This is a genomic window from Rhodovulum kholense (assembly GCF_003053725.1).
In the GTDB taxonomy this organism is placed as follows: Bacteria; Pseudomonadota; Alphaproteobacteria; order Rhodobacterales; family Rhodobacteraceae; genus Rhodovulum; species Rhodovulum kholense.
In genome coordinates this window covers 39393-65479 of the sequence record NZ_QAYC01000017.1, presented here as the reverse complement: position 1 = coordinate 65479, position 26087 = coordinate 39393, and the positions used below count along the sequence as shown (strand labels likewise).

17 protein-coding genes are annotated in these 26087 nt (G+C 69.3%); 16 read left to right on the top strand and 1 reads right to left on the bottom strand.

Annotation, left to right across the window (positions count from 1 at the left end; all coding sequences use genetic code 11):
* The 16 genes from C8N38_RS17705 to C8N38_RS17630 all read left to right on the top strand — a co-directional run.
* Positions 1 to 459, top strand: a 459-nt coding sequence (locus tag C8N38_RS17705; protein WP_245895792.1) for a methyl-accepting chemotaxis protein, incomplete at its 5' end; no start/stop codon positions are given.
* A 232-nt stretch (positions 460 to 691) separates the two neighbouring features.
* Positions 692 to 1018, top strand: coding sequence for a hypothetical protein (locus tag C8N38_RS17700; protein ID WP_108028467.1), 327 nt, complete (start codon positions 692 to 694; stop codon positions 1016 to 1018).
* Between the two features lie 278 nt (positions 1019 to 1296).
* Positions 1297 to 2751 carry a peptidoglycan-binding domain-containing protein gene (locus C8N38_RS17695; protein ID WP_245895791.1) on the top strand — a complete coding sequence of 485 codons (1455 nt, stop codon included), beginning with the start codon at positions 1297 to 1299 and terminating at the stop codon, positions 2749 to 2751.
* 228 nt (positions 2752 to 2979) lie between these two features.
* Entirely contained in the window at positions 2980 to 4257 is a 1278-nt protein-coding gene (locus C8N38_RS17690) for a peptidoglycan-binding domain-containing protein (protein WP_245895790.1), read from the top strand.
* 143 nt (positions 4258 to 4400) lie between these two features.
* Positions 4401 to 5135, top strand: a complete 735-nt coding sequence (locus tag C8N38_RS17685) for a hypothetical protein (RefSeq protein ID WP_108028466.1) — start codon at positions 4401 to 4403, stop codon at positions 5133 to 5135.
* A 2-nt stretch (positions 5136 to 5137) separates the two neighbouring features.
* Positions 5138 to 6976 (top strand): trypsin-like peptidase domain-containing protein, encoded by a 1839-nt coding sequence (locus C8N38_RS17680; protein ID WP_108028465.1) that lies wholly within the window; start codon positions 5138 to 5140, stop codon positions 6974 to 6976.
* Positions 6977 to 6986: 10 nt separating this feature from the next.
* The gene (locus tag C8N38_RS17675; RefSeq protein ID WP_108028464.1) at positions 6987 to 8243 is read left to right on the top strand and encodes a hypothetical protein; all 1257 of its coding nucleotides are present in this window, start codon (positions 6987 to 6989) and stop codon (positions 8241 to 8243) included.
* The gene (locus C8N38_RS17670; RefSeq protein WP_108028463.1) at positions 8240 to 11356 is read left to right on the top strand and encodes a virulence factor SrfB; all 3117 of its coding nucleotides are present in this window, start codon (positions 8240 to 8242) and stop codon (positions 11354 to 11356) included. The genes C8N38_RS17675 and C8N38_RS17670 overlap by 4 nt, the downstream gene beginning before the upstream one ends.
* A gap of 9 nt (positions 11357 to 11365) precedes the next feature.
* A complete protein-coding gene (locus tag C8N38_RS17665) occupies positions 11366 to 14068 on the top strand; it encodes a virulence factor SrfC family protein (RefSeq protein ID WP_108028462.1) in 2703 nt (900 codons plus the stop codon).
* A gap of 3 nt (positions 14069 to 14071) precedes the next feature.
* Complete coding sequence (locus C8N38_RS17660; RefSeq protein ID WP_108028461.1) at positions 14072 to 15064, top strand: hypothetical protein; 993 nt, start codon at positions 14072 to 14074, stop codon at positions 15062 to 15064.
* On the top strand, positions 15061 to 16986 hold the full coding sequence (locus C8N38_RS17655; RefSeq protein WP_108028460.1) for a vWA domain-containing protein: 1926 nt from the start codon (positions 15061 to 15063) through the stop codon (positions 16984 to 16986). Before C8N38_RS17660 ends, C8N38_RS17655 begins: the two co-directional genes overlap by 4 nt.
* A 4-nt stretch (positions 16987 to 16990) precedes the next feature.
* The gene (locus C8N38_RS17650; RefSeq protein ID WP_108028459.1) at positions 16991 to 17734 is read left to right on the top strand and encodes an ABC transporter ATP-binding protein; all 744 of its coding nucleotides are present in this window, start codon (positions 16991 to 16993) and stop codon (positions 17732 to 17734) included.
* On the top strand, positions 17731 to 18930 hold the full coding sequence (locus C8N38_RS17645; RefSeq protein ID WP_108028458.1) for an ABC transporter permease: 1200 nt from the start codon (positions 17731 to 17733) through the stop codon (positions 18928 to 18930). Before C8N38_RS17650 ends, C8N38_RS17645 begins: the two co-directional genes overlap by 4 nt.
* The gene (locus C8N38_RS17640) at positions 18927 to 20486 is read left to right on the top strand and encodes a formylglycine-generating enzyme family protein (RefSeq protein ID WP_108028457.1); all 1560 of its coding nucleotides are present in this window, start codon (positions 18927 to 18929) and stop codon (positions 20484 to 20486) included. The genes C8N38_RS17645 and C8N38_RS17640 overlap by 4 nt, the downstream gene beginning before the upstream one ends.
* Positions 20487 to 20640: 154 nt before the next feature.
* Entirely contained in the window at positions 20641 to 21804 is a 1164-nt protein-coding gene (locus C8N38_RS17635) for an ABC transporter substrate-binding protein (RefSeq protein ID WP_158272378.1), read from the top strand.
* Between the two features lie 63 nt (positions 21805 to 21867).
* Positions 21868 to 24558, top strand: a complete 2691-nt coding sequence (locus C8N38_RS17630; protein ID WP_146176304.1) for a methyl-accepting chemotaxis protein — start codon at positions 21868 to 21870, stop codon at positions 24556 to 24558.
* 341 nt (positions 24559 to 24899) lie between these two features.
* Here the strand turns inward: C8N38_RS17630 and thyX are convergent, their stop codons facing one another.
* Positions 24900 to 25811, bottom strand: a complete 912-nt coding sequence (gene thyX, locus C8N38_RS17625) for an FAD-dependent thymidylate synthase (RefSeq protein WP_108028454.1) — start codon at positions 25809 to 25811, stop codon at positions 24900 to 24902.
* Between the last annotated feature and the right edge of the window lie 276 nt (positions 25812 to 26087).

The following is a 26087-nucleotide window of genomic DNA, read 5'->3' as shown; positions in this document are numbered from 1 at the left end:
CTGGCCCAGCGGTCCTCCGAGGCCGCGAAAGAGATCAAGACGCTGATTTCGTCCAGTTCCGATCAGGTCGAATCCGGCGTGGCGCTGGTGAACCGCACCGGCGAGGCGCTGACCGACATCGTCGAGCGCGTCAGCAACATCGCGGTGCTGATCGGCGAGATCGCGACCGGCGCGCAGGAACAATCGGTGGGGCTTGGCGAGATCAATGTCGGGATCAACGAGCTGGACAAGGTCACCCAGCAGAACGCCGCCATGGTCGAGGAGGCGAACGCCGCCGCGGTGACCATGAAGCAGGAGGCGGGCAATCTGCAAAGCCTCGTCGCCCGGTTCCGTCTGAAAACCCAGACCGGCGGCGGGGTGCGTCCGCGCGAAACGACGCCTCTGGCCTTCGCGCCCGCACCGGCGGCGGACCTGACCCCGCGCCGCATCGCGAATGGCGGCGACTGGAAGGACTTTTAGGTCCCGACCCGCGTTTTCCGCGCGGCGATGCCCCAGGATCGCAGGGGCGAGCCGCGCGGAGAAAGCGAAGGCCCGGGCTTCCGGCAGCGACCTCCTCCCGCCACGCCCCGTTGACTTCCGCCCGAAATCCGGCGGATGATGGGACCGCGTGTGCGAGGGAGGTCGTTCACGTTTCTTCTGCCGGAAAGCCGACCGTGTCACGCAGGTCGGGCGCCGGTACGGGAGATTTTTCTTGGAAACGGTATTCTGGCTTGCCCTGGCAACCGCATTCACCATTGCCGGCGACGTTCTCATAAAGATTGCATCCGCCTCGCCCACGGGGCTCACATCCTGGGGATTTGCGCTGGGGGCCGTCTGCTACGGCAGCCCCGCCTTCGCCTGGTTCTATCTGATGCGCGACCACGCCCTGGCGCTGGTTGCCGTGCTTTATGCCTCGGCCACGCTGATCGCGCTGGCGCTTCTGGGCGTTCTGGTGTTCCGCGAAAGCTTTCTGCTTCGCGACGCGCTGGGGATCGCTCTGGCGCTTGCCGCAGTTCTGGTCATGCATCGCGGAGCTTGAAAGCGCCCGCAACGGGCCGCGGAACGGCCCGGGAAAACAGCGCGAAAACAGCCCGAGAGCAACCGGAAAGCACCGGGAAAGTACCGGGAAAGTACCGGGGCGGCCGATTCTGCAGCCGCCCCGGACCGGCGCGCCCGGCGTTCCGTCAAGGCCCGGAACGCCTTGAGCGCACGGGCTTTTTGTTGGAAGATTCGTGCGGCGTAATTCGCTATGATTAAACGGATTAAGATTTGACTTCCAATTACAGGGGATAGGGAATGCGTGTCAGGACGTTTTTTGTGACCACGGCGATGGCCAGCCTCGCCCTGACGATGCCCGCAGAGCGTGTCCGGGCCGACGATCTGGGCAAGGTGATTGTGGGGGGGGCGATCCTCTGTGCCGTCACCGGCTGTCTGAACGGCCGCAATCAGGGCCGCAGCAACCGCACCGCGGCCCGCCCGGCGGGCGACCCCACGGTCCGCACCGACCAGCAGGCGCTGAACTATTTCGGCTACGATGCCGGGGGCGCCGATGGCGTCACGGGCCGCCGGACCCGCGACGCGATCTCGCGCTATCAGGGCTATATGGGCTATCCGGTGACCGGCCAGCTGGATCCCTATCAGCGCCAGACCCTCGTCGGCGCCTATAACTGGGCGCAGTCGGGCGGAAACGCGACCTATCCCGGCATTCAGGGACAGGAGCTTCTGCGCGCCTATTCGAGCCATGCCCGCGGCGGCAATTACTGCCAGGAGACCGGGCGCTGTGCGGGCGGCGGCTATGGCGGCCAGAACGCCTATGGCGGCGGACAGGGCTATGCCGGAGCCAACGGCTATCCGGGCGGCCCCGGCTATCCGGCGGCCAACGGCTATCCCTCCGAAACCGGCTATGGCGCCAATGGCGCGATGCCGTCGCAGGTGCCGGTGCCGTCCTATCCGCAGCAGGGCGCGCCGCAACCCTTCCTGCAGCCGCAAGGCCAGGCGCCCCAGCAGGTCGCGAACCAGGTGCTGACAACGGGGGGCGCGCTGCCCGGCTTCGAGCTGCCCGACAGCACCGGCTATCGTTCGGTCGCCGATCACTGCCAGACCGTGCAGATGGTGTCCTCGGCCAATGGCGGGGCGGTGACCGCCCCGGCCGGGGTGACGAACCCGACCCAGGCGCTGGACGAACAGTTCTGCAGTGCCAGCACCTATGCCGTCAGCACGACCGAAAGCATGCTGAGCGGCGCCGGGGTCAGCGACGATCAGCTGGCCCAGAACTGCCAGCAGGTCGTCGATTTCATGCGGCCCGAGACCGACGCGCTGAGCGGCCGGGAGGCGGCCGATCTGGCCGCCGCGGCCGAACAGAAGATCCGGCAATCCGCGGGCGCCGATCCGCAGGGCCTGATCCAGACCGGCGAGGTCTGCCTGGGCTACGGCTACCGCACCGACGATTCCGATCTGGTGCTGGCCGCCTCGATGCTTCTGGTCGGCGCCGGTGCCCGGCCCTATGCCGAGCTTCTGGGTCACCATCTGCGCGACGGGTTCGGGGTCGGCGCCGATCCGGCCAGGGCGCGCGGATGGTACGACACGGCCTTCGCCGCGCTCGACGGTGGTGCCACGCCGGTCTTCCTGCCGAGCCAGAGCGCCCAGCGCGTGGCGATCATGCGGGCCGCCCTCGATGGCCGAGCGCCCGCCCCGGTGCTGACCGGTGCCTCGGCCGCGGGGGCCGCCGCCCCGGCCCCGGCCGCGCTGCCGAGCTTCAACATCGGCAACTGAGCCGGAGAAGCGGGCGGGGCGCCTTCGGAGCCCTGCCCGCCACACGACCCGCCACGGGCATCAAGCCCAAGGGGACGTCCTCGCCCGGGTCCCGGATCGGCGGGCGCCTGCCGGGACGGGGTCCAACCGCTGCCTCCGACGCCGATCAGCGGTCGACCCCGGCTGACGATACGCTATGTTCGGGCAAAACACCGTCCGGTCGCCGGATGTGAGTTGGAGGACATCGAGATGACACCCAGGGCTTTCCTGATCGCCGCCACCGCCACAGCCCTCAGCCTGTCGGCCCCCGCCCCCCTGCGGGCCGATACCGGCGATGTCGTCAAGCTGGGCATCGCCGCAGGCGCCTTCTTCTGCATGGCCAATCCGGGCCGCTGCGGGCTGGGCGGAAACCGCCAGACCCAACCCAGCGGCACCCCGCAGCGCACCGCCGCGCCTGCGCCCGCCCCCCGCGCGGTCGCCGATCCGACGGTGCGCACCGACCAGCAGGCGCTGAACTATTTCGGCTATGAGGCGGGCGGCGCCGACGGCGTGATGGGCCGCAACACCCGCCAGGCGATCTCGCGCTATCAGACCTACATGGGCTATCCGGCGACCGGCCAGCTCGACCCCTATCAGCGGCAGAATCTCGTCGGCGCCTATAACTGGGCGCAGGCTGGCCGCGGTGCAGCCTATCCGGGGATCTATGGTCAGGAGCTCTTGCGCGCCTATCAGACCGAGACGCGCGGCGGCGATTATTGCCGCGAGACCGGACGCTGCCCGGTGCAGGGGGCTTCCACCGGCCAAACGACGCAGCCCCGCCTGCCCGAGATGCCGACGCCCAGCGCCTCGATGGCCAATGCCTGCGCCAGCAGCCAGATGGTAACCAATGCCAGCGGTCCGGTCCTGACCCCGGCCGGGATCACCGGCCCCGACCGCGCGCGTCAGGCGATGGACGAACAGTTCTGCAGCGCCAGCAGCTATGCTCTCAGCCGGTCCGAAAACCTGCTGGACGGCAGCGGCATGACCGATCAGACCCTGTCCGAGAACTGCCGCTGGGTCGTGGACCGGATGGCCGACCAGATCGGGCAGCTTGGCAGCCGCTCGGCGGTGGAACTGACCGAGGCCGCCGACCGGCGCGTCCGCGACATCGGCGCCGACATGCGCCAGATCACCGACGCGGCGACGGTCTGCCTGGGCTATGGCTATCGCACCGACGATGCCCGGGTCGCGCTGGCCTCGGCGCTGATGCTGGTGGGCACCGGCGCCCGGCCCTATGCCGAGCTGGTCGGCCACCATCTGCGCGGCGGCTACGGCACTGCGCGCAATCCCGACCAGGCGCAGGGCTGGTACGACATCGCCTTCGACGCGCTGGACCGGGGCGCCGACCCGGCCGTCCGGCCCAGCCAGAGCGGCGAGCGGGTGGCGGTGATGCGCGCGGCGCTGCGCACCGGGGGCCTTGCCGGTGGCGGCAATGCGACCTCGGCGACCGGGACCGGCATGCCGAATTTCAACCTTCAGCAGAACTGACCGGCGCCCGGACGCGACCGGCGCCCGCACGGGCCCCGGCCTTCGGGTCCGGGACCCGCGCGGCGGTTGACCCGCTGTTTCAAATGCCATTAACTCAAGGCATAATTTCGCATTGCGAATGCGTTTGATGACGGCGGATTGAGATGCTGCGTGCGGCGATTTTCGGAATGGCGCTGGGACTTCTGGCCATTGTCGGCGCAGCCGGATATGCGGCCCTCGCCGCCTGCCGGGTCGAGCTTGCGGTGCTGGACAGATGGCTTCCGCAAAGCTGTCCGTCCGACGCCGACATCGCGGCGGCCGCGCGGCTCGACGCGCTGCGCGACCGCAATCTGGCGCTCACGCGCGATATCCGCCGGGCCGAGAACGAACTGGCAGCGCTGCAATGCGAGGCGGCGTCGCCCGCGCCCCCGCCCGCCCCTCTGCCCGAGCCCGAACCGGCCCCCGCGCCGGACAGCGCCGGGATCGACCCGGGCAGCTGGAGCCGCGGCGACATCCGCGTGCTGGATGGCTGCTGGGAGCTCGATTCCGATTTCCGCACCCGCGACATCCAGACCGGCCGGATCACCCATTACACCCAGTGGGAGATGTGCTTCGACCGCCAGGGCAATGGCCGCGAGACGATGACCGCCACCAATGGCACCACCTGCCAGGGCGCGGTCTCGGGCCAGTTCCTCGACCTGAGCGGCGCGGCGGGCGGCGACCAGCGCCTCGAGGTGCGCGAACCGGGCAATCTGCGCTGTTCCGACGGCGGCTACATCCATCAGCGCATCATCACCTGCGAGCTGGCGGGCGACGGCAGCGCCAGTTGCGTGAATTTCCAGCCCGAGACCGGCGGCCGCGGCGAGGTCCGCCTGCGCCGCAGAACCGAGGACCAGTGACCATGGCCGAGCATTTCCTGACCAAGTGCCAGATCGAGCTGAGCCAGTGCCTCGAGATCGGCGGCGGGCTGGCGCTGGAAAGCCATGGCGCGCTGACCCAGGCGCTGCGCGAGCGGGTCTCGCCCGAGGCGGCCGCGCTGTTCGCCGAGCCGCTGCTGAGCCGCGGCAACGATTCCGCCCCGGCCAGCGTCGCCTGGTACACCGATCATCCCGGCGAGGGCCGACCGCTTCGCGCGCTGGACGAAGCCGACCGGGTCCGGGTCGAGGCGGCGCTGAGCGAACGGCTGCGCGGCATCCGCGCCCATCTGGGCGATCCCGAGGACGGTCCGCTCTTTGGCGCGGCGCTGCATCTGGCAAACCATCCCGATGGCGATATCTGGGTGGTCGACGGCCAGCCGGTGATCCTGAACTGGGGCATGCTGCCCCTCGGCATGGCCCGCGACCCCGACACCCGGGGCGCCCATGTCGCGGCGACGCTGGGACGGTTCCTGCCGCTGGCGGGGGCCCCGCCGCTGAGTGCCGCCGAGGCACTGGCCCGCCGGGGCGATGCCGCGCCCGCCGGGGCCGAGGCGGCGCCTCCGGTCTCTGGCGCCGGTCCCGCCGGGGCCGCCATCGCCCCCGTCCCGATCGCGCCCGAGCCCGTGCGGCGCGTCTGGCCCGGCCCCATCGCCTGGGTGCCGCTTCTGGTGCTGCTTCTCATCGCGGGCGGCGTGCTGGCCTGGCTGCTCATGCCCGGGACCCGGATCTTTCCGGCCCGCGCCCCCGACATGGCCCTCGACCGCGCCGCAGCAGCAACGGCCGTGGCCGAGATCAACGCCTCGCTCGAACAGCGGCTGGCGCGGCTGCAGGCGGCGCTGGAAGGCGCGCAATGCCGCCCCGACGGCACGCTGACCATGCCCGACGGGCGCACCATCGAGGGGCTGCTGCCGCCCGATCCGGCCAACCCGGCCGATGCCCCCGGCAGCCGCGCCGCCGCCGATCCGCGCCCGATCCTGCCGCCCGATCCGTCCCGGGTGCAGGTACCCTCGGACGGCGCCTCGGCGATGGACCTGACCTCGTTGCTGGAACTGATCGAGGCGCGCACGGTGATGGTCGTGCGCTATCTGGCCGATGCCGATGCCCAGCCCGGCCAGCAGGTGCGCGCCGAACGCGGATCGGGCTTCTTCGTCGGCCCCGACCTTGTGGTGACCAACAATCATGTCGTCGAGGGCGCGCCCGAGGACCGGATCTTCGTGACCAATCGCGGCCTCGGCCAGCAATATCCGGTGACGGTCATCAAGACCGACGGCCCCTTCGGCAGCACCGGGCGCGATTTCGCCCTGTTGCGGGTGCATGGGGTGAACGCGCCCTATTTCACGCTGCTCAAGCCCGACCATTCGCTCAAGCTGCAAAGCGTGATCGCGGCTGGCTATCCCGACGACCTGTTGGGCGACTGGCGCGGCGGCACCGACCCGGTGCCGGACCTCGCGGTCACCGACGGCACCGTCAATGCCGAACAGGTGCTGGCGCAGGGCACGCCCGCCGTCGTGCATTCGGCGCCGATCTCGCAGGGCAATTCCGGCGGGCCGCTGGTCGACATGTGCGGCCGGGTCGTGGGGGTCAACACCTTCGTCCGGCAAGGGGCGCTGCGCAATCTGAACTTCGCGCTCTCCTCGGGCGATCTGCTGGCCTTCCTCGAATCCGCCGCGCTGACGCCTGCGACCGTCACCCGGCCCTGCCAGCCGCAGTTACTGCGCCCGATGGTGCCCCCGGCCGCCTCCGACACGCCGGAAGAGGCGGGCGCCGCCGCGCCCTCGACCGGGGTGCCGAACTTCAACCTCCGTTCCTCTCCCAGCGAATAGGACGGCGGCGATGTTCGAGGCGCTCATCGTCACCACCTCGTCGGCCGGGCTGACCGCGCTGGGCAGCCGCGAACAGCGATCCTACGAACTGATCGCCGATACGGTGCGCGACCGGCTCGGCGCGGATCACGCGGCCCTGTTCGCCGAGCCGGTGGCGACCGAGCAGGGCGACCGCTACGACTGGTATGCGCCGATACCGGGCCGGGTGCGGCGGCTCGATGCGCTGGCGCCCGAAGAACGCGGGGCGCTGCTGCAAAGGCTTGAGGCTCTGCGCGCGGATATCGGGGCGCTGGCCGACGAGATCGGCGCCGAGGGAAGCCCCGCGGCCGAACGGCTGTCCGAGGCGCTGCGGAATGCGCTGCAGGTGCCGGGCGAGGACTGCATCCATGCCATCGGAGACGGCCCCGCGCCGCAGCCCGTTCTGGTCAACTGGGCCTGGACCGGCGACAGTCGGCGCTCCGAGCGCGGCCAGTTGACCGGCGCCGCCCGCACCCCGCCACGCGCGCCGGTCGCCGCAGTTGCGGCCGGGGCGGCAGGGACCGGAACGATGCCCGCCGGCGCCACCGCCGCTGCGGTCGCGACACGGGGCGGCGGGATCGCGCTTTGGCCGCTGCTGCTCTGGCTTGGCTGGCTGATCCTCGCGCTGATGCTGGCGGCCATCGTGGCGCTTCTGGTCCCGGCCTGCGGGCTGCGCGGGCTTGCGGGCGCCTCGTTTTGCCCCGCGCCGCCGCCCGAGGCCTCGGCCGCCGATGCCAGCACGCTGATCCTGCAGGACCAGATCGACCGGATCGAGCGCGAGATCGCCATTGCCGACCGGGCCTGCCAGCCAGCCCCCCCTCCTCCGCCGCCACCCGCCGCCCCGGTCGAGGAAAGCCGCTATGACCGCGCGCTCGACGATGCGGGCGCGACGCGGGGCGATCTGAACTTCTCGCTGTTCTGGACCGGCGCCTCGGATATCGACCTCGCCGTGACCTGCCCGACCGGCGGGCGGATCTGGTATCGCGCCAAGAACGTCTGCAATGGCCATCTGGATGTCGACAGCAATGCCGACCGGATCAGCGCCGATCCGGTCGAGAACATCTATTTCAACGGCCCGGCCGCGGGCCAGTACCGGGCCACCGTCACGCTTTTCAAGGACCGCACGCGCGGCGCAGACAGCTTCAAGCTGCTGATCCGCGATGCCGACAGCGAGGCCCTGCAAAACGGCACCCTCAGCCGTCAGGGCGAAAGCTGGACCACCACCATCAACTATCCCGGATTGCCATGATCTCTGACCGCAAGGAACAGCTCCGGCCGCTCGTGAACTGGCACGAGGACATCACCGTCGTGCCCTTTTCCGGCATCCAGATGCTGGATTTCGGCTTTGCCATCGACAAGCTGACCGCGCGCCCCTGGCGGTTCATCGAGCGCACCGTCGACGACGCGCCCGACGAACGGATGCTGATCCCGCTGACCGGCAACGAAGAGCTCGACGCGCCGCTCGAAGCTGCCGCGAAGCCCGATGACGACGAATATTCGGTCCGCCCCGCCGCGGCGCTGGAACCCTTCCTGTCGAAATGGGTCCCGGTGCCGGTGCTGAGGATGAAATCCGAACGCGGCCCCGCGGGCGAGGAACGCTTCGATCCCGGCCCCTCGACCTGGGCGCGGATGCGGGTGGTGGAACTGGCCAGCCCGGACCCCGAGACCGGACATACCCACCGCGTGCAGATCGCTCTCGATACCGCGCTGACCGCACAGGATCAGTCGGCGCACTACGTCGCGCCGCAGATCGCCGATGCCGAGAATCCGCGCGATTTCCGCTTCGTCTCGGACCCCGCCCAGATGGACTGGTTCCTGCGCCGGATCGAGGAGGGCGAGGACGGCCAGCCGCGCGACCCGCAGCTTTGGGTATCGGACTGGCTGAAAGAGCTGTTCCTGTCCTTCAAGCGGGCCGAACGGCCCGGGCGCAACATTTCCGAAGACACCCTGCCGCATCAGTTCGAGCATTGGGCGCGCTATCTGGCCTGTCTGCAAGTCATCGACCAGGCGGTGAAGATCCCGAAGATCCGCTTCGTCAACACCGTCTCGGAACGCGATGCGGTGACGCCGGTCGATGTCGATCTGGTGCTCGATGTGGGCAATTCGCGCACCTGCGGCATCCTGATTGAACGCTTCCCGGGGGAATCCCGCGTCGATCTGGTGCGGTCCTTCCCGCTGGAGATCCGCGACCTGTCCCGGCCCGAGCTGTACTATTCGGGGCTTTTCGAAAGCCGCGTCGAATTCGCCGAGCTGAAATTCGGCGACGACCGCTTCGCCAGCCGTTCGGGGCGCAGGAATGCCTTCATGTGGCCGGGCTTCGTGCGCGTCGGCCCCGAGGCGCTGCGGCTCATTCAGCGCGAGGAAGGCACCGAGACCATGTCGGGCCTGTCCTCGCCGAAACGCTATCTTTGGGATGACGAGGCGCGCCAGCAGGACTGGCGGTTCCACAACCATTTCGACCCGAACAACCTGCCAAAATCGGTGCGCGCGGCGATGCGGCAACTGAACGAGGCGGGCGATGTGATCGAACAGGTTCGCCATGAGGAGAAACAGCGCCTGCGCCGCCGCGGCCGCACCTCGTCGGACCGCGCGATCCGGCCACGGTTTTCGCGGTCCTCTCTGTTCGGCTTCATGCTGGCCGAGATCTTCAGCCATGCGCTGGTGCAGATCAACGACCCCGCCTCGCGGTCGCGCCGGGCGCAATCGGACCTGCCGCGCCGGCTGAACCGCATCATCCTGACCCTGCCCACCGCGACCTCGGTGCAGGAACAGGCGATCATGCGCAGCCGTGCCGAGGGCGCGCTGAAGATGGTCTGGGCGATGCTGGGCATGGACGAGGCGCTGGACCGCTACAAGACCAAGCCCGCCGTCACCGTCGAATGGGACGAGGCAAGCTGCACCCAGCTGGTCTATCTCTACAGCGAGATCACCCAGAAATTCGACGGCAATATCGAGGCCTTCCTGCGCCTGAAGGGCCGCGACCGCATCCGCCCCGGCGAGGCCGCGCCGAGCCCAAGCCTCAGGCTGGCCTGCATCGACATCGGCGGCGGCACCACCGATCTGATGATCTCGACCTACTGGTCCGAGGCCAACCGCGTGCTGCACCCGGTCCAGACTTTCCGCGAGGGCTTTCGGGTTGCAGGCGACGACATGCTGCAACGCGTGGTCTCGGGCATCGTGCTGCCGCGGCTTCAGACCTCGATCGAGGCGGCGGGCGGCCGCTATGTCGGCGAGAAGCTGCGTGAACTCTTCGCGGGCGATATCGGCGGGCAGGACCAGCAGGTGGTGCAGAAACGCCGGCAGTTCGCGCTGCGCGCGCTGATGCCGCTGGCGGTCGCGATCCTGACCCATTCCGAGACCGCCGCCGAATACGACCGCTTCGATCTTTCCGTGGCCGAGACGCTGGGCCTGCCCCGGCCCGCGCCAGAACCCGATGAGGACGGCGTCGTGCCGCCCCGGACCGGCCCGGCCGAGCCGCTGATCTCGGACGAGATCCTGGCCTATGTCGAGCAGGCCGCCCGCGATGTCGGCGCGCCCGACTGGCGCTTTGCCGATGTGACGATCACAACCTCGCGCGAGGATGTCGACGCCATCGCCCGCGAGGCGTTCCAGAAGGTGCTGGGCAACATGGCCGAGGTGATCGACCATCTGGGCGTCGATGTGGTGCTGTTGACCGGGCGGCCCTCGCGGCTGCCGGCGGTGCGGTCCATCGTCGAGGAACTGCTGGTGGTGCCGCCCTATCGGCTGGTCTCGATGCATACCTACAAGACCGGGCGCTGGTATCCGTTCCGCGACCCGATCACCCAGCGCATCGGCGACCCGAAAAGCACGGTCGCGGTGGGCGGCATGCTGATCGCGCTGTCCGAAAGCCGGATCCCGAACTTCAAGGTGACGACCGGCGCCTTCCAGATGAAATCGACCGCCCGCTTCGTCGGCGAGATGGATTACAATGGCCAGATCCTCGACGAAAAGCTGATGTTCTCGGATCTCGATCTGGATACGAAGGGCGGCGCGCAGGAAGCCACGGTCGCCATGTTCTCGCCTGTTCATATCGGCTCGCGGCAATTGCCCATCGAACGCTGGACGACGACGCCGCTGTTCCGGCTCGACTTCGCCAATCCGAACGCCCAGCGGCGGCCGACGCCGATCCGGGTGACCTTCGAGAAGGCCGATTACGACGATGACGAGCGCGAGGATTCCGAGGCCAAGCTGCGACGCGAGGCGCTGCGAGAGGCGTTCGAGATCACGCAGGTCGAGGATGGCGACGGCGGCGGGATGAAGAATGGCGACGTCGTGCTGAAGCTGCACACGCTTGGCTTTGACGACGAATACTGGATCGACACCGGCGTGTTCCGGTACTGAGGGGGCAGGATGACGACGAAGGACCAGCTTGCCGAACGATGCGCCCGGGTCGAAGGCGCGGCCCGCCGGGCGCTCGACTGGGTGGCAGACCCCGAGAATGCCGAAACCGTGGGGCTCGACCGCAAGTCGCTGGTGCAGGCACTGCGCAAGGGCGCGCGTCGGGCGCAGAAGCTGGGGCGCGCGGCGCGGACCAAGATGTCGGTCAGCGTCTTCGGCCCCTCGCAGGCGGGGAAATCCTTCCTGGTCTCGGTGCTGGCGCGGCCCGAAGACGGCCGTCTGGTGGCCGATTTCCAGGGGCCGGGCGGCCAGCTTGACTATATCCGCGAGATCAACCCCGAGGGCGAAGGGGAATCGACCGGGCTTGTCACCCGCTTCACCATGACCAAGGCGCCCTGCCCCGAGGGCTTTCCGATCCGGCTGGTGCTGCTGTCCGAGGCCGATGTCGCGCGGACCATCGTCAATTCCTTCTACATGGATGGCGACCAGTCGGAACCCGTGCCCGAGCCCGAGGCGATCACCGCGCATCTGGCCGCCTTCCGCGCGAAAGCGGGCGGTGCCGAGGTGCCGGGGGTCAGCTACGAGGACGTGCTGGAGATCGCCGATTACGTCAATCGCAGCTTCGGGCGGGCGGCCTATGCGGCCGGGCTTAAGACCTTCTGGGAAGATGCGGCCCTGATCGCGCCGAAGCTCGGCGTCGCCGACCGCGCCGCCTTCTTCGCGATCCTCTGGGGCGGGCATGCGCCGCTGACCGATCTTTACATCCGGCTCGGCGAGGCGTTGCAGAAGATCCAGAACGCCGAGGAGGTGCATGCGCCGCTGTCGGCCCTGACCCCGCGCGAGACCTCGATCATCGACGTCAAGACCTTGCACGGGCTTTTCGGCGCGGGTGGCGACAGCCTGCCCTTGTGTCTGCCCTCGGGCGCCCGGGTCGAGCTGCCGCGCGCGCTCGTCTGCGCGCTGGCGGCCGAGCTGGTGATGCCGATGCAGACCCGGCCCTACGACCTGTTCGAGGAGACCGACCTGCTGGACTTCCCCGGCGCCCGCAACCGGTTCGAACAGCCGCTGTCGAAGACCCTGGCCGAGCCCGAGAAGACGGTCACCCAGCTCTTGCTGCGCGGCAAGGTCGCCTATCTCTTCGACCGCTATGTCGAAAACCAGGAAATCACCTCGATGCTGCTCTGCGTGCCGGACAGCAACATGGAAACGCTCGACCTGCCCGGCCTGGTCGAGAACTGGATCGCGATGACCCATGGCGCCAGCGCGAAACAGCGCGCGGCGAGCCGCTGCATCCTCTTTTTCGTGCTGACCAAGTTCGACAAGCATCTGGGCGAAAGCGCTGCGGCTGGCGGCGAGGAAACCCGGTTCGAACGGCGGATGCAGGCCTCGCTTCTGGAGAAATTCGGCCGCGGCAAGGACCCCTGGGTCGAAAGCTGGACCCCGGGGCGGCCCTTCGACAATTGCTACTGGCTGCGCAACCCCAACTTCTTCGTCGACGGGCTGATCGACTACGACGACGCCAAGCGCGAGATCCGCATCCGCCCCGAAAAGGAGGCGCGGCTGGCCGAACTGCGCGCGGGCTGCCTGGAGGCCGCCAGCGTCCAGCGCCATTTCGCCGATCCCGCCGCCGCCTGGGACGCGGCACTCGGGCTGAACGATGGCGGCGTGAGTTACCTGATCGGGCGGCTGGCCGAGGTCTGCACCCCCGACAGCAAGATCGGCCAGATCGGCGCCCAGCTCGACAAGCTGGCGGGCGATCTCGCCGCCGATCTGGCGCCCTTCCATGTCTCGGACGATATCGGCCGGCGCATCGAGGAAAAGCGCGAGGCGGCGGCGGCGATCATCGACGAGCTGGAAATCGCGTTGCAACGGCACCGCTTCGGCGCGGTGCTGGCCGCGCTGATGGTCGATCAGGATCAGGTGCAGGACCGCATCTCGCGGGTGCCCTCGTCGATCCGGATCTCGCAGGCGGTCTCGAGCGCAGCCATCGCCCGCCCCTCGGCCGAGACCGCGCCCGCGGCCGCACCCGCGCGCCCCGGCCGCCCGCTGCGCCCCGGACGGGCCGCGGGCGCCGATCTGGCGCTGGCCGAGGCGCCCGCCGCCGCCCGCAAGTCCGGCAACGGCAACGGCAATGGCAACGGCACCGACATCCGCACCATGACCGCCGAGACCTTCCAGGCCGAAAGCGCGGTCGAGGTCTGGATCGAGGGGCTCAAGCGGTTCCGCGAGGATGTCGAGACGGTCGGCCATTTCGGGCTGAGCCCCGCATCGGTCGCGACGCTCTCGGCCGAGCTGACCCATGCGCTGCGGCGGATCGGCGTGGTCGACCGGGCCCGCGCCCAGCTCAAGGCGATGGCCTTCGGGCTGACCGTCGACAAGCAGGCCGAGCCCGCCGCCATCGTCTGTGCCGAGCATATCAACCGCTTCGTCTCGGTGCTGGGCACCGATGCCCTGCCCGAGGCCCAGCGCGCCCGGGTCGAGCTTCCGGAGGGCGGCAGCCGCCCGGTCTTCGCGCCCCGCCCCGGCGCCGACGACGCCGACGGCCTGCCGCCCGAGCCGCGCCCGACCGCCGAGGAAACCTGGACCGACTGGGTCTTCGCGCTTGACGCGATGTTCGTGGCCAATGCCAAGGACACCGATGCCGGGACCGTCAATATCGCGCAGAACCTCAGGCTGGGCGAGATCCTGGCCGATTTCGGCGCGGGAGGCGCATAGGCCATGGCGCTGACGGTCCGCCCCGATCCGCGCCGCCCCTCGGGCGGCTATGCCGAACTGTCGGCCGCGTCCGACGCGCTGCCCGAGACCGAGGCGACGGTGTCGGTCTTCGACGCCTTTTCGGAACGCTTCCTCGGGATTGACGGCTGGCAGTCGGACCGGGCCGAGTTCGGGCCCTATCCGGTGGTGCAGGACGGCGGCCGCGCGACGCTGGTGATCGGTCCCGAGATCGTCAACCGGATCGAGGAATATGCCGCGCTGAAGATCCGCGTGAACCGGGTCGAGGCCGATGTCAGCTGGCCCGACGACGTGGTCCCGATGCCCGGCGCGGCGCGGCTCGGCGGGCTTGCCGTGGCGCGCGCCGCCCCGGCCCGGGGTCCCGGTGCGCTGACCGGCAGGACGCCGGGCGCCGAGGCGCCGAAGCCCCGGGCATCCGACGCGCCCGCGCCCGAGACCGCCGCCCCCGCGGGCCGCTCGCGCCTGCCGCTGATCGCCGGGCTGTCGGTGCTGGCGCTGCTGATCGCGGGCGGCGCGCTGGCCTGGTTCCTGATGCAGCCGCCCGCACCGATCGTCACCGAGACCCGCAAGACCGAGCCTGCGCCCCCGCCGCCCCCCGACCCCTGTGCCGCCGGGGCACTGGCGGGGCTTGCCGGTCTGCCCTTCGCGGAAGGCCGGGCGCTGATGACCCGCTGCGGCGCCCGTGTGACGCCGCAACAGGCGCTGGCGGCCCTTGAGGCCGGGGCCGATGCGGGCGACGCCGGGGCGCTGCTGCTTTTCGGAGAAATCTACGACGACGGCGCCAATGACGACCCGGTCGAGACCCAGATCGGGCTGAGCCTGACCCCGAGCATCTCGAAAGCCGCCGAGTATTACGCCCGGGCGCGCGCCGCGGGCAGCGCCGAGGCGGTGGAGCGGCTCGGCCGTCTCTGTCCCGAATTGCGCGCGGCCCCGGACACGCTGTCGCGAAGCGCCGCCGAGGAGTATTGCAGTCCATGAGCCCCCTCCGCCTTCGTCTGGCCCTTTCGGCGGTCGTCTTCTCGCTTGTCCTGGCCGAGACCGGACCGGCGCTGGCGCGGCCGCTGCTGATCGAGGGCACCTCGACCGTCTACCAGCGCGTGCTGACCCGGCCGGGGGCGGCGCTTCACGAGGCGCCGGGCGGCGCGGTATCGAGCCGGTATCCGGCCTTCCAGCCGCTTTACGTCTTCGCGCGGCAGGACGGCTGGATCGAGGTCGGCCCCTCTTCGGCCGCCGAGCCCGCGGGCTGGGTCGAGGCCGAGACCGTGGTCGACTGGAAACAGAACATCGTCGCGGCCTTCACAAACCCCGCCGACCGCGCCCGGTCGCTGATGTTCCGGACCGAAGAGGGCCTGCGCGGCTTCATGGAAGACGAGGCGCTGGTCGACACCCAGGCCCGGCTGATCGAGAAGGCCGAAACCGGGATGCTGACACCCGAAGATGGCGTCGTCTCGATCGAGCCCGAGAATTTCGTCAATATCCGCGACCGCTTCTACATCCTGCCGATCCTCGATTTCGTCGAGGACCTGCATCCGATGACCTATGACCCGAACCTGTTGCTGAAGGTGGCCTCGGTGCCGCTTCGGGACGAGCTGCCCGCCGCCGCGGCGGCCGAGGCCTCGTCCTCGGCCGGGAGCTTCGATGCGGGTGTCGTCTTCGTCTTCGACACCACGAAGTCGATGCAGCCCTATATCGAGTTGACCCGCAAGGCGCTGGCCAGGATCATCTTCGACATCAACGGCACCGATATCGGCGAGCGGATCAATTTCGGGATCGAGGCGTTCCGCGACAACCCCGAGGCCGCGCCGGGGCTCGACTACCGCACGCGCCAGGTGATCCCGCTGGAACGGCGCATCAACCAGTTGCCGGTGCTGGAGGCGATCGACAATACCCGCGCCGCGACGGTGTCCTCGCCCGGCTTCAACGAGGACAGTCTGGCAGGCGTCGAGGACGCGATCCGCCAGACCGACTGGGACCAGACGGGCTCGGGCGACCGCTTCGACGCGCGTTACATCATCCTCGTGACCGATGCCGGGCCGAAGGACCCGCGCGATCCCAATGCCCGGTCGGAAATCGGCCCGGTCGAGATCCAGCGCGATGCTGAGGACCGCAACATCGTCATCATGACGCTGCATCTCAAGACCGATGCGGGCGCGGCCAATCACGACTATGCGGCCGAGCGCTACCGGCAACTGTCGCGCTTTGCCGGGCGGCAGTTCTACTACCCCATCGAGGGCGGCTCGCAACAGGCCTTCGAGGACACGGTGACGTTGCTGGTGACCGCGCTGACCGATCACGTGCGGATGGCGCTGGGGCAGGCGCAGGTTCTGCCCCCCGAGGACCGCGACCGGAACCTCGAGGATCTGGGCCATGCGCTGCAACTGGCCTGGCTGGGCGCCCGCGAGGGCACCCGCGCGCCCGATGTCTTCGAAAGCTGGGTCACCGAACGGGCGGCCGAAAAGCCGCAGGCGCTGGCCATCGAGCCGCGGCTTCTGGTGACCAAGAACGAGATGGCGACCATGGCGGAGCTGCTCGACAACCTGACCCGGATCGCCGAGACGACGCGGGGCGAGGACGAGGCGCGGGATTTCTTCCGGCAGGTGCGCGGCGTCATCGCGCAGATGGCGCAGAACCCCGACCGGCTGGTCGCGACCGATGCCGACAGCCTGGGCGGCGCGCTCGAATATCTCGAACGGCTGCCCTATCGCAGCCAGCTTCTGCAGACCGACGAAACCCGCTGGATGTCGGGCCCGATGGTGCGGCGCGAGATCATCGACGGCATGCGCCAGAAACTGACCCAGTATCGCAAATGGCTGTACGACCCGTCCGTCTGGACCGCGCTTTACGAGGGCGCGCCCGATGGCGAGCAGGTCTTCGCCATGCCCTTCGACATTCTGCCCTGAGCCGATGGCCGAGGCGCTTGTCATCCGCGATCTCGGGGTCTCGCTTGCCGATGGCGACCGGGGCTTCGCCTTGCGGGTGCCGGAGCTTTCCATTGCCGCGGGCGAGACCGTCGGCCTGACGGGACCCAGCGGCACCGGCAAGACGCTGTTGCTGGAGCTTCTGGGCCTCTTGCGCGCGCCCGATCCGGGCGGGGTCTACCGGCTCTGCCCGCGCGATGCGCCGGAGCGCGATCTGACGGCACTCTGGACCCGGCGGGGCCGTATCGCACGCCTGCGCGGGCGGCTTTTCGGTTTCGTGCCGCAAACGGGCGGGCTTCTGCCCTTCCTGACGCTTTCCGAGAATGTCGCGCTGCCCCAGCGGATCTGCGGCCGTCCCGACCCCGGTCTGGTCAGCGACCTGATCGACCGGCTCGGGCTTGGCCCGGTCGCGGGGCTGCGTCCCGAGCGGCTGTCCATCGGCCAGCGCCAGCGCGCCGCCATCGCCCGGGCGCTGGCCCACCGGCCGCGCTTTGTGATCGCGGACGAACCGACCGCGGCGCTCGATCCGGAAAACGCCGCCGAGGCGATGACGCTTCTCTTCGAGGCCGCCGGGCGCACCGGCAGCGCGGTGATCGTCTCGTCGCATGATCTCGACCTGCTTGGCCGCTTTGCGCTGACCCGCTACCGGCTGGCACTTGATCCCGATCACGCGCCGGGCCGCCCGGTCAGCCGCCTGATCGCCGCAGAAGACGGGCGGGAGGCGGCATGAGGCTGCTGGTCACGCTCGCACTTCGGGCGCTCTTCCGCGACTGGATCTTTGTCTTTTGCAATGTCGCGGTGCTGGCGGGCGTGATCGTGCCGCTGCTGGTGCTTTATGGGGTGCGGAACGGGGTTTATGACGCGCTGATCGGCGATCTGATGGCGAACCCCGCGAGCTTGCAGATCGACACCGCGGGCAATCAGAGCTTCACCCCCGCCGATCTGGCCGAGGTGCAGGGCTGGGAGGATGTGCGCTTCGCCACGCTCAAGACCCGCAGCCTTTTCGACTATGTGAATGTCCGCGCGACGGGCGGGCGTGGTCGCCAGGAGGCACTGATCGCACCCTCCGGCACAGGCGATCCGATGATCGCGCCGCTGCCGGGGCTGGGACCCGACGAGGTCGCGGTCTCGCCCGCGCTGGCCACGCAACTCGGGCTGTCTGCGGGCGATGGGGTCGAGATCTTCACCCAGGCCGAAAACCGGCCGCGTCAGCTGGTGCTGAACGCGCGGGTTGCGGGTGTGCTGCCCCCCGGGCGGATCGACGGGCGGGTGGTGATGGCCGATATCGCCCTGCTCGATCTGATCGAGGCCTTCTATGACGGCTATGCCCTGCCCGACCATGGCATCGACAGCGGCAAGCCGCTGGCCGGGCGCGCCGGAAGCTTCGAGGGGATGCGGGTCTATGCCGCCGCGCTCGACCGGCTGGCGCCCCTGCAGGACCGGCTGGAAACCCGCTTTGGCGTTCGGACGCTGGCGCGCACCGCCGAAGTGACCTCGGTACTGACGCTCGGGCGCAATCTGGGGCTGGCGCTGGCGCTGACCGTGGCCGTGGCGGCGGCAGGGCTTGCGGCCTCGCTGGTCTTCGGCTTCTGGGGCGAGGTCGTGCGCACGCGCCGGACGCTGGCCAATCTGGGGCTCTTGGGCCTGCCGCAATGGCAGCTGTCGCTGTTCCCGGTGATCCAGGCTCTGGTGACGGCGGTGATCGGGCTTTTGGTTTCCTTTCTGCTGTTCCGCCTGACCGCCGCGCTGGCCGAGCGGCTGTTCGAGACCGGGCTGACCGAGCGCGGCGGGCTGGTCTCGGTGTCGCCCGCCGAAGCCTTGGCCATCGCAGCGGCCGTGATCGCCTTCGTGGGCTGCGCCTCGCTGGCGGCGGCGCGGGCGGCGCTGGCGACCGATCCCGCCACAGTCCTGAGGGAAGAGACATGAGAGCCGCGACCGTCGCCCTCTCGCTTCTTCTGGCCGCGCCCGCCGCAGCCGGGGTCACCTGGGACAGGGACCAGTACGATCCGGGCGGTGCGACCTCGCCTGCCGACCTGATCCTGCCGATGCCTTGCGGCGGGGCGATGGCCTTCCAGCGCGTCGTGGTGCCGGTCGAGGCCGACAACCCGCTGGCCGACCGCCGGATCCGGGTCGGGCAATCCGACCCCGAGACCGGTTATTCCGACTATCTGCGCACCGCCTATCTGCGCGGCGCCTTCCCCGGCCCCGCGCCTGGCGACAGCGTCTATTACATCGCCCGCTACGAGATGACCCGCGCCCAGGGCCGCGCGCTGACGGGCGATTGCAGCCCGCCCAAACGGATCGACCGCACCGCGCTGGGGGGCCTCTCGTGGTTCCGCGCGGTCGAGCTGTCGCAGCTCTATTCCGAATGGCTCCTGACCGAGGCCCGCGACGCGCTGCCGCCCGAAACCGACGGCCGGGCCTATCTGCGACTGCCGACCGAGACCGAATGGGAATTCGCGGCCCGCGGCGGGGCAGCCGTCGACCCCACCGTCTTTCCCTCGCGCCGCTTCTTCGGCGAGGGCGATCTTCTCGATTATGCCAAGGTGGTGGGCTCGGCGCGCGGCGCGCTGCTGCCCGTCGGGCTTACGAGGCCGAACCCGCTGGGGCTTTACGACGTCTACGGCAATGCCGAGGAACTGATGCTGGAGCCCTATCGGCTGAACGCGGTCGGGCGCGAACATGGCCAGGCGGGCGGTCTGGTCACGCGCGGCGGCTCGGTCCTGTCGGCGCCCGCGCAGGTCTATTCGGCCGAGCGCACCGAATACCCGCTTTACAGTGCCTCGGATGGCACCGCGACGGCAGGCGAGACCTTCGGTCTGCGGCTGGTGCTCAGCCGCAGCGTCGCCTGGTCCGACCCGGTCCTTCGCGAGATCAAGGCGGGCTGGATCGCGCGAACCGAAGACACGGGCCGCGGCGGGGCCGACCAGACCCCGCTGGGCACGCTGACCGAAATGATCGACGAGGAAATCGACCCCCGCCGGAAGGCCGCGTTGCAGGAATTGCAACTCGAGGTGCGCCGCTCGGCCGAAGAGGCGACCGCCGCTTTCGGCGAGGCCGCCAAGTCGAACCTTCTGAACGGCGCGGTCCTGGTGGGCGCGATGCTTGCGGGGCGCCTGGAAGAGGCGCGGATGAGCAGCGAGCTGATCGGCATCGCCGACCAGACCCGGCTTTGCACCCGGCCCGAACAATGCGCGGCGCTGCGGGGCGCGGGCGGCCAGCTGATGACCAAGCTCGCCACCTTGCGCGAGGTGCAGAAAACCTACCTGCTGTCGCTGCGCTCGGCCGTCGAATCCCTGACCGAAGGCGCCGATCCGCAATTGACGGACGATGCGCTGCGGCTTTTGCAGGGCGAGCTTTCGGCCTCGTCGCAACGCCAGATCCTCGACAACCTGACCCGATTCTCGGCCGTGCTCGACGCCTACCGCGATCACCCCGACATGTCCGAGGACGAATTGCACGCGCTGGTGCTATCTCGCTGAACGCAACCGGTGCGGCGGGTCCGGTGCGACGGCGGGTCGCGCCCAAAGGCCGGTTCCCGCCGCATGTATTGGCGTCGGGGGCCTTCCCCTGAACTGAATGTTAAGACCCCGAACGGTATCGCATTTCGGAATTGCTCAAGAAACCGAGTGTCCGATGCGCGCCGTTTCCCTCCTGCTGCTCGTGCTTGTCCTTGCCTGCCCGCCGGGCCCCGGCCGGGCGGCCGGCGGCTTTGACCGCGACTCTGTCCGGTTCGCCCAACTGGCCACGACCGAGGGCCCGTCGGGCGATCTGGGCGCCGCTATCCGCGACGGCCTGCTGGCCGCCTTCGACGAGGTCAACCGCGCGGGCGGGGTCCGCGGCCGCAAGCTTTTGCTCGACACCTTCGACGACCGGTACGAACCGGGCCGGTCCATCATCCATGCCCGCGACGTGGCCGAGGGCGACGCACATGCGGCCTTCGTCGGACAGGTGGGCACCGCGACGCTGAAGGCGGTGCTGCCGGTCGCGAACCGTTCCGGCATGCCGATGATCGCGCCGGTCACCGGGGCCGATTTCGCCCGCGCCGACACCGCCGGGCGGGTGCTGGCCCTGCGCCCGAGCCACGATCAGGAAACCGAGGCCGCCGTCGCCGAACTGGTCGACCGGATGGGTCTGAAGCGGATCGCGGTCTTCTATCAGGACGACTATTACGGCGTCGCCGGGCGCGACGCGGTGGCCCGTGCGCTGGCCCGACGCGATCTGGGGATCGTGGCCGAGGGCCGCTATACGCGCAACACCGTGGCGGTGAAGGTCGCCGCGCTGATGCTGGCCGATGCGACGCCCGACGCGGTGATCCTGGTCGCCAGCGCGGTTCCCGCCGCGCGGCTGATGAAGGTTGCGGGCGATCTCGGTCTCTCGACCCGCTATCTGGCGCTTTCGACGGTCGATCCGGTGACGCTTGCGGCCGAGGCCGGGGCGGCGGCCAAGGACACGCTTTTCAGCGAGGTCGTGCCCGCCCCCTTCGACGAGGATCTGCCGGTGGCCGCGGACTATCGCGCGGCGCTGGCGGCTGTCCTTCCCGAAGCGAAACCCGGTTTCGCCTCGTTCGAAGGCTATCTTTCCGGCCGCCTGGCCATCGAGGCCCTGCGCGAGGCCGGGGCCGACCCCACGCGCGACAGGCTTGCCGAGGCGCTCGACCGGCTCGGAGACATCGATCTCGGAGGTCTCGTGCTGAGCTTCGGCCCCGGCGACCGGCAGGGCCTCGATGCGGTCGGGATCTACCGCCTGACCGGGGACGGCACCCTTGCCCCCGCCGGGTCCGCTCCCTCGGGGACGTGACATGCCCCGCGGGGCCGAAGGGCTCCGCAGGGCAAAGAGGAATTTCGCACGCCGGAGGATTCGATGGCGAGTTTCGTTTCAAGAGTGTTTGGAAGCATCGCGCTCAAGGTCGCGACCGGCTTCCTCGCCATGGGCGCCATGACGGGCGGCGCAATCGCGATCAGCCTGATGGTGTTCGCCGCGATGTCGGGTGCGCTCGACCGTCTGCTGGGCGAACAGCTGCCCGGCATCAAGGACAGCGTCTCGGTGATCGAGCATACCGGCGAGATCCGCGGCGCGCTGACCGGCATGCTGCTGGCCAGCAGCCCCGCCGCCGTGGACGTTTCCTTCACCGACCTGAAAGCGCGCGAGGAAGAGCTCGGCCGTTCGATCGACAACCTTTCACCCGAGGTCGCGCGCGATCTGCGCCCGATGCTGAGCAGTCTCGACGCGGCCGCGCGCGAAATGCGCGAGTCGCTGGGGCTTCGCTTCGACAGCCGCGACCGCATGACAGGTCAGGTGGTCAGCTTTACACGCCTGGCCGAAGAGACCCGCGCGCGGCTCTTTCAGCTCAGCGACGACGCGGCCTATGACATGACCCTCGCGGGCCAGCAGACCGGCGAAACCGTCAGCTCGACCCTCGATCACCTGGTCGGCACCGATTTCGTCGCGGCAACGCTGATTCTGAAGGTCCGGGCCGAAATCAACCTCCTGGGCGGTCTGGCGCTGGCGATCTCGAAATCCGAGGATGCCGCCTATACCGCGATCATGCGCGACATGGCCGATACCAGCCTGAACGCCCTCGATGTGGCGCTCGGCCGCCTGGCCGAGATGCAGACGGTCGAGGACTACCTGCCCGCCCTGGTCGAGACCCGCGACTCTTTCGAAAAGCTCGCCCGGCGCGGCTTCCGCCTGCGCAAGGGGTTGAACGAGCTGGTCCTGGAACAGCGCGAGACCAGCGAAAAGGCCCTGAGCGGCGCGATGGACGACCTGACCTTCGACCTGATGACCGGCGCGCGCGACGCGGCCCAGTTCAACGGCGAGGCGATCGAGCGGCTTCTGACCAACGAGGTGCAGCAGATCCGCGACACCGCCGATATCGGTCTCTCGGTCGAGAAACTGATCGCGACCTCCTTTCTTGGGGCCACCGCCAGGGATGCGGACGAGGCGGCAAAGATCCAGGACACGCTCGACGGGCTTGTCGCCGAACTCGAGGCGGTGGTCGCCCGCAGCTACGTGCCCGACGACCTGCAAGAGCTGATCGCCCGGATCTCGGGCGAAACATCGGCCGAAACCGGCATCGTGGCCACCCGGCTGGCGCTTCTCGATGCCCAGGACCAGGCCGAGGACCGGTCGCTGACCGCCAATGACCGGCTCGGCGAGATCGCGGCGGCCGTCCGGGTCACCAGCGAAGAGGCCATTGCCACTGCCCATCAGGCGGGGGATGCCATCCTGCTTCAGGCGGGCGAGGCACGCGACCGGCTGATGATGCTGGCAATTGCCAGCGGCGTGGTCGCGGTGCTGGCCATCGTGCTGTCCTGGGCGCTGATCGTCTGGCCGATCGGTCGGCTGACCGGCCTCACCGACCGTCTGGCCCGGGGCGAGATGGTCGAGATCCCGGGCTTACGGCTCTTCGGTGGCGAAGTCGCGCGGCTGGCCGGGGCGCTTCTGGTCTTCCGCGACAACCTCGCCGAACGGGAACGGCTGCGCGCCCACGAACGCGAGGCCGAGGCCGAGGACCGGCGCCGCGCCGACGAACAAAGGGCCATGGTCTCGGAGCTGGCCGGCGGCTTGCAGGCCTTGGCGGCGGGCGATCTCACGCACACCCTCTCGACCCCCTTCCCTCCCGACTACGAGGCATTGCGGGCCGATTTCAACGCGACCCTCGCCACACTCAACGACATGATGGCGACGATCGCGCTGAACGCGACGGCGATCCGGTCGCGGGCGGCCGAGATGGGCGCCTCGTCGGACGACCTGTCGCGCCGGACCGAGAATCAGGCCGCCACGCTGGAAGAAACCGCGGCGGCGCTCGACCAGCTGACCGCCAGCGTGCGCGCGGCCGCCGAAGGCGCGGCCGAGGTCGACCGCGTGGTCAAGGCGGCCCATGACCAGGCCGAGCAAAGCAACGCGGTGGTTGTCGAGGCAGTGGCCGCGATGACCGGCATCAAGGATTCTTCGGATTCGATTTCCCAGATCATCGGCGTGATCGACGACATCGCGTTCCAGACCAATCTTCTGGCCCTGAACGCGGGCGTCGAGGCGGCGCGCGCGGGCGAGGCGGGCCGGGGCTTTGCGGTCGTGGCCTCCGAGGTGCGGGCGCTGGCCCAGCGGTCGTCGGATGCGGCCAAGGAGATCAAGGGTTTGATCGCGGCAAGTACCGACCATGTCGCGTCCGGCGTGACGCTGGTGAACCGCACCGGCGAGGTGCTGACCGACATGGCGGCGCGGATCGGCAATATCGCCGAACTGGTCGACGCCATCGCCACGGGGGCGCGTGAACAGTCTGTCGGCATTGCCGAGATCAACGCGGGCACCGCGCAGCTCGATCAGGTGACCCAGCAGAACGCCGCCATGGTCGAAGAAGCGACCGCCGCCAGCATGCAATTGCGCGAAGAGGCGACCACCATGGCCGACCTCGTGGCACGGTTCCGGCTGGACGAGGGCGGCGCGTCGCTTCCATCGCCGGCCAATGCCGAAGCGGCTTGGACCAGCGGTCCCACAATCGAGGCCCCGCGCCGTGCGGCGACCGGAACCGGCTGGACCGATTTCTGACCCCTTTCGGGCCGCCATTCCAACCGGCGGCCCGCAGGCCCTTTGTCGTCCACATGAGCCCCGGTCATCCCGGCTTCAGCCGCCGGCGGTGGCCCGCGCCCCGCGCCCTTCGCAACCCCGGGTTCGGCTTCCGCAGCGCAGGAGCCCCGAGAGGCTCTCTCGCCCAGCAGGTCTTTGTTCGGCCCCGCACACCCGCGCCTCCGACCGACGACTGCGGAAAAGCACGGACGGACGGAGCGCGGGCTCCGCCCCCAACGTGCCCGACGCCCGTGCGGGCAGGTGAGGCACCGCAAGGATCGGGCCGACGGACTGCCCAGGAAGAGGACGAACCGCGAGCTGCCTCAGTTAGACCGGATCGCCGCCTCGAACTCGCGCCACTCGCCCTTCGACATGCCCGAGTTTTCCTGCGTCACCGTCTCGCCCTTCAGCATGCGACGGACGCAGTCCATGGCCGGGGCCGACAGGGTGACGCCGCCCATGCGGTAATCCTCGAAGGCCTTGAACGCGAGGGGCACCCAGTCGGCCACGATCTCGCACATGGTCTGGGCATAGACCCGGATTTCATACTGCGCATGGCTGTCGGCGCGAAGCCGCAGGAAATGGAACAGGTTGTGCAGGTCGCATTTCCAGTACCATTGGGTATAGATGTTCGCAGGCAGGTTCATGCGCGCCAGCTCGCGGGCCAGCCCCTTCTGGCCGTCCTGGCTCAGCATCGCTTCGTAATTGTCGTAGCTGCGCGCCGAATCCGCTTTCAGGATTTCCAGCACCCGGGCCGCCTCTTCGCCCTCCAGCACCTCGCCCCGGCCCTGGTGGTTGACCGTCGACTGGGCTGCCAGCGCATCCGGCGCGGGGATGTAGAATTCGCGGTCGAGGATCGAGTAGCGCGCGGAATATTCGTTCACATTGGCCGTGCGATGCCGGATCCATTGCCGGGCGACGAAGACCGGCAGCTTGATGTGGAATTTCACTTCGCACATCTCGAAGGGCGTCGAATGCCAGTGCCGCATCAGGTAGCGGATCAGGCCTTCGTCATTGCTGACCGCCTTGGTGCCCCGGCCATAGCTGACCCGGGCGGCCTGACAGATCGCGGCATCGTCGCCCATGTAGTCGATCACCCGCACGAAGCCGTGATCGAGCACCGGATGCAGGGTGTAAAGACGCTCTTCCATGCCGCGCGCCACGACACGGCGGGTGGGCGCGGTCTCGGCGCGCTGCGCCTCGATCTCGGCAAGCTGGTCCTCGGTGACGGGCATCAAGCGTCCTTTCCGGCAGAAGGTGAGTCGGACCAGACTATATCTATGGAGGCCGAACTACAAAACCGCGACATGCGGTAGGCGGCCTGATCCCGTCAGCGATGCTTTCCTGCAACGCCCCGAAGGCGACAGCACTGCCCCCGCGGCTGCCTCGGGTTTGGCCCGTATGCAAAATGCAGACAGTGAAAGCCCTTTTCGTAGGGTAATCCCTGACGAACCCGGCACCTATCTTGACGGTAGCCCCGGCGGTCCGGTGCCGCCGGTCAGAAGACAGCA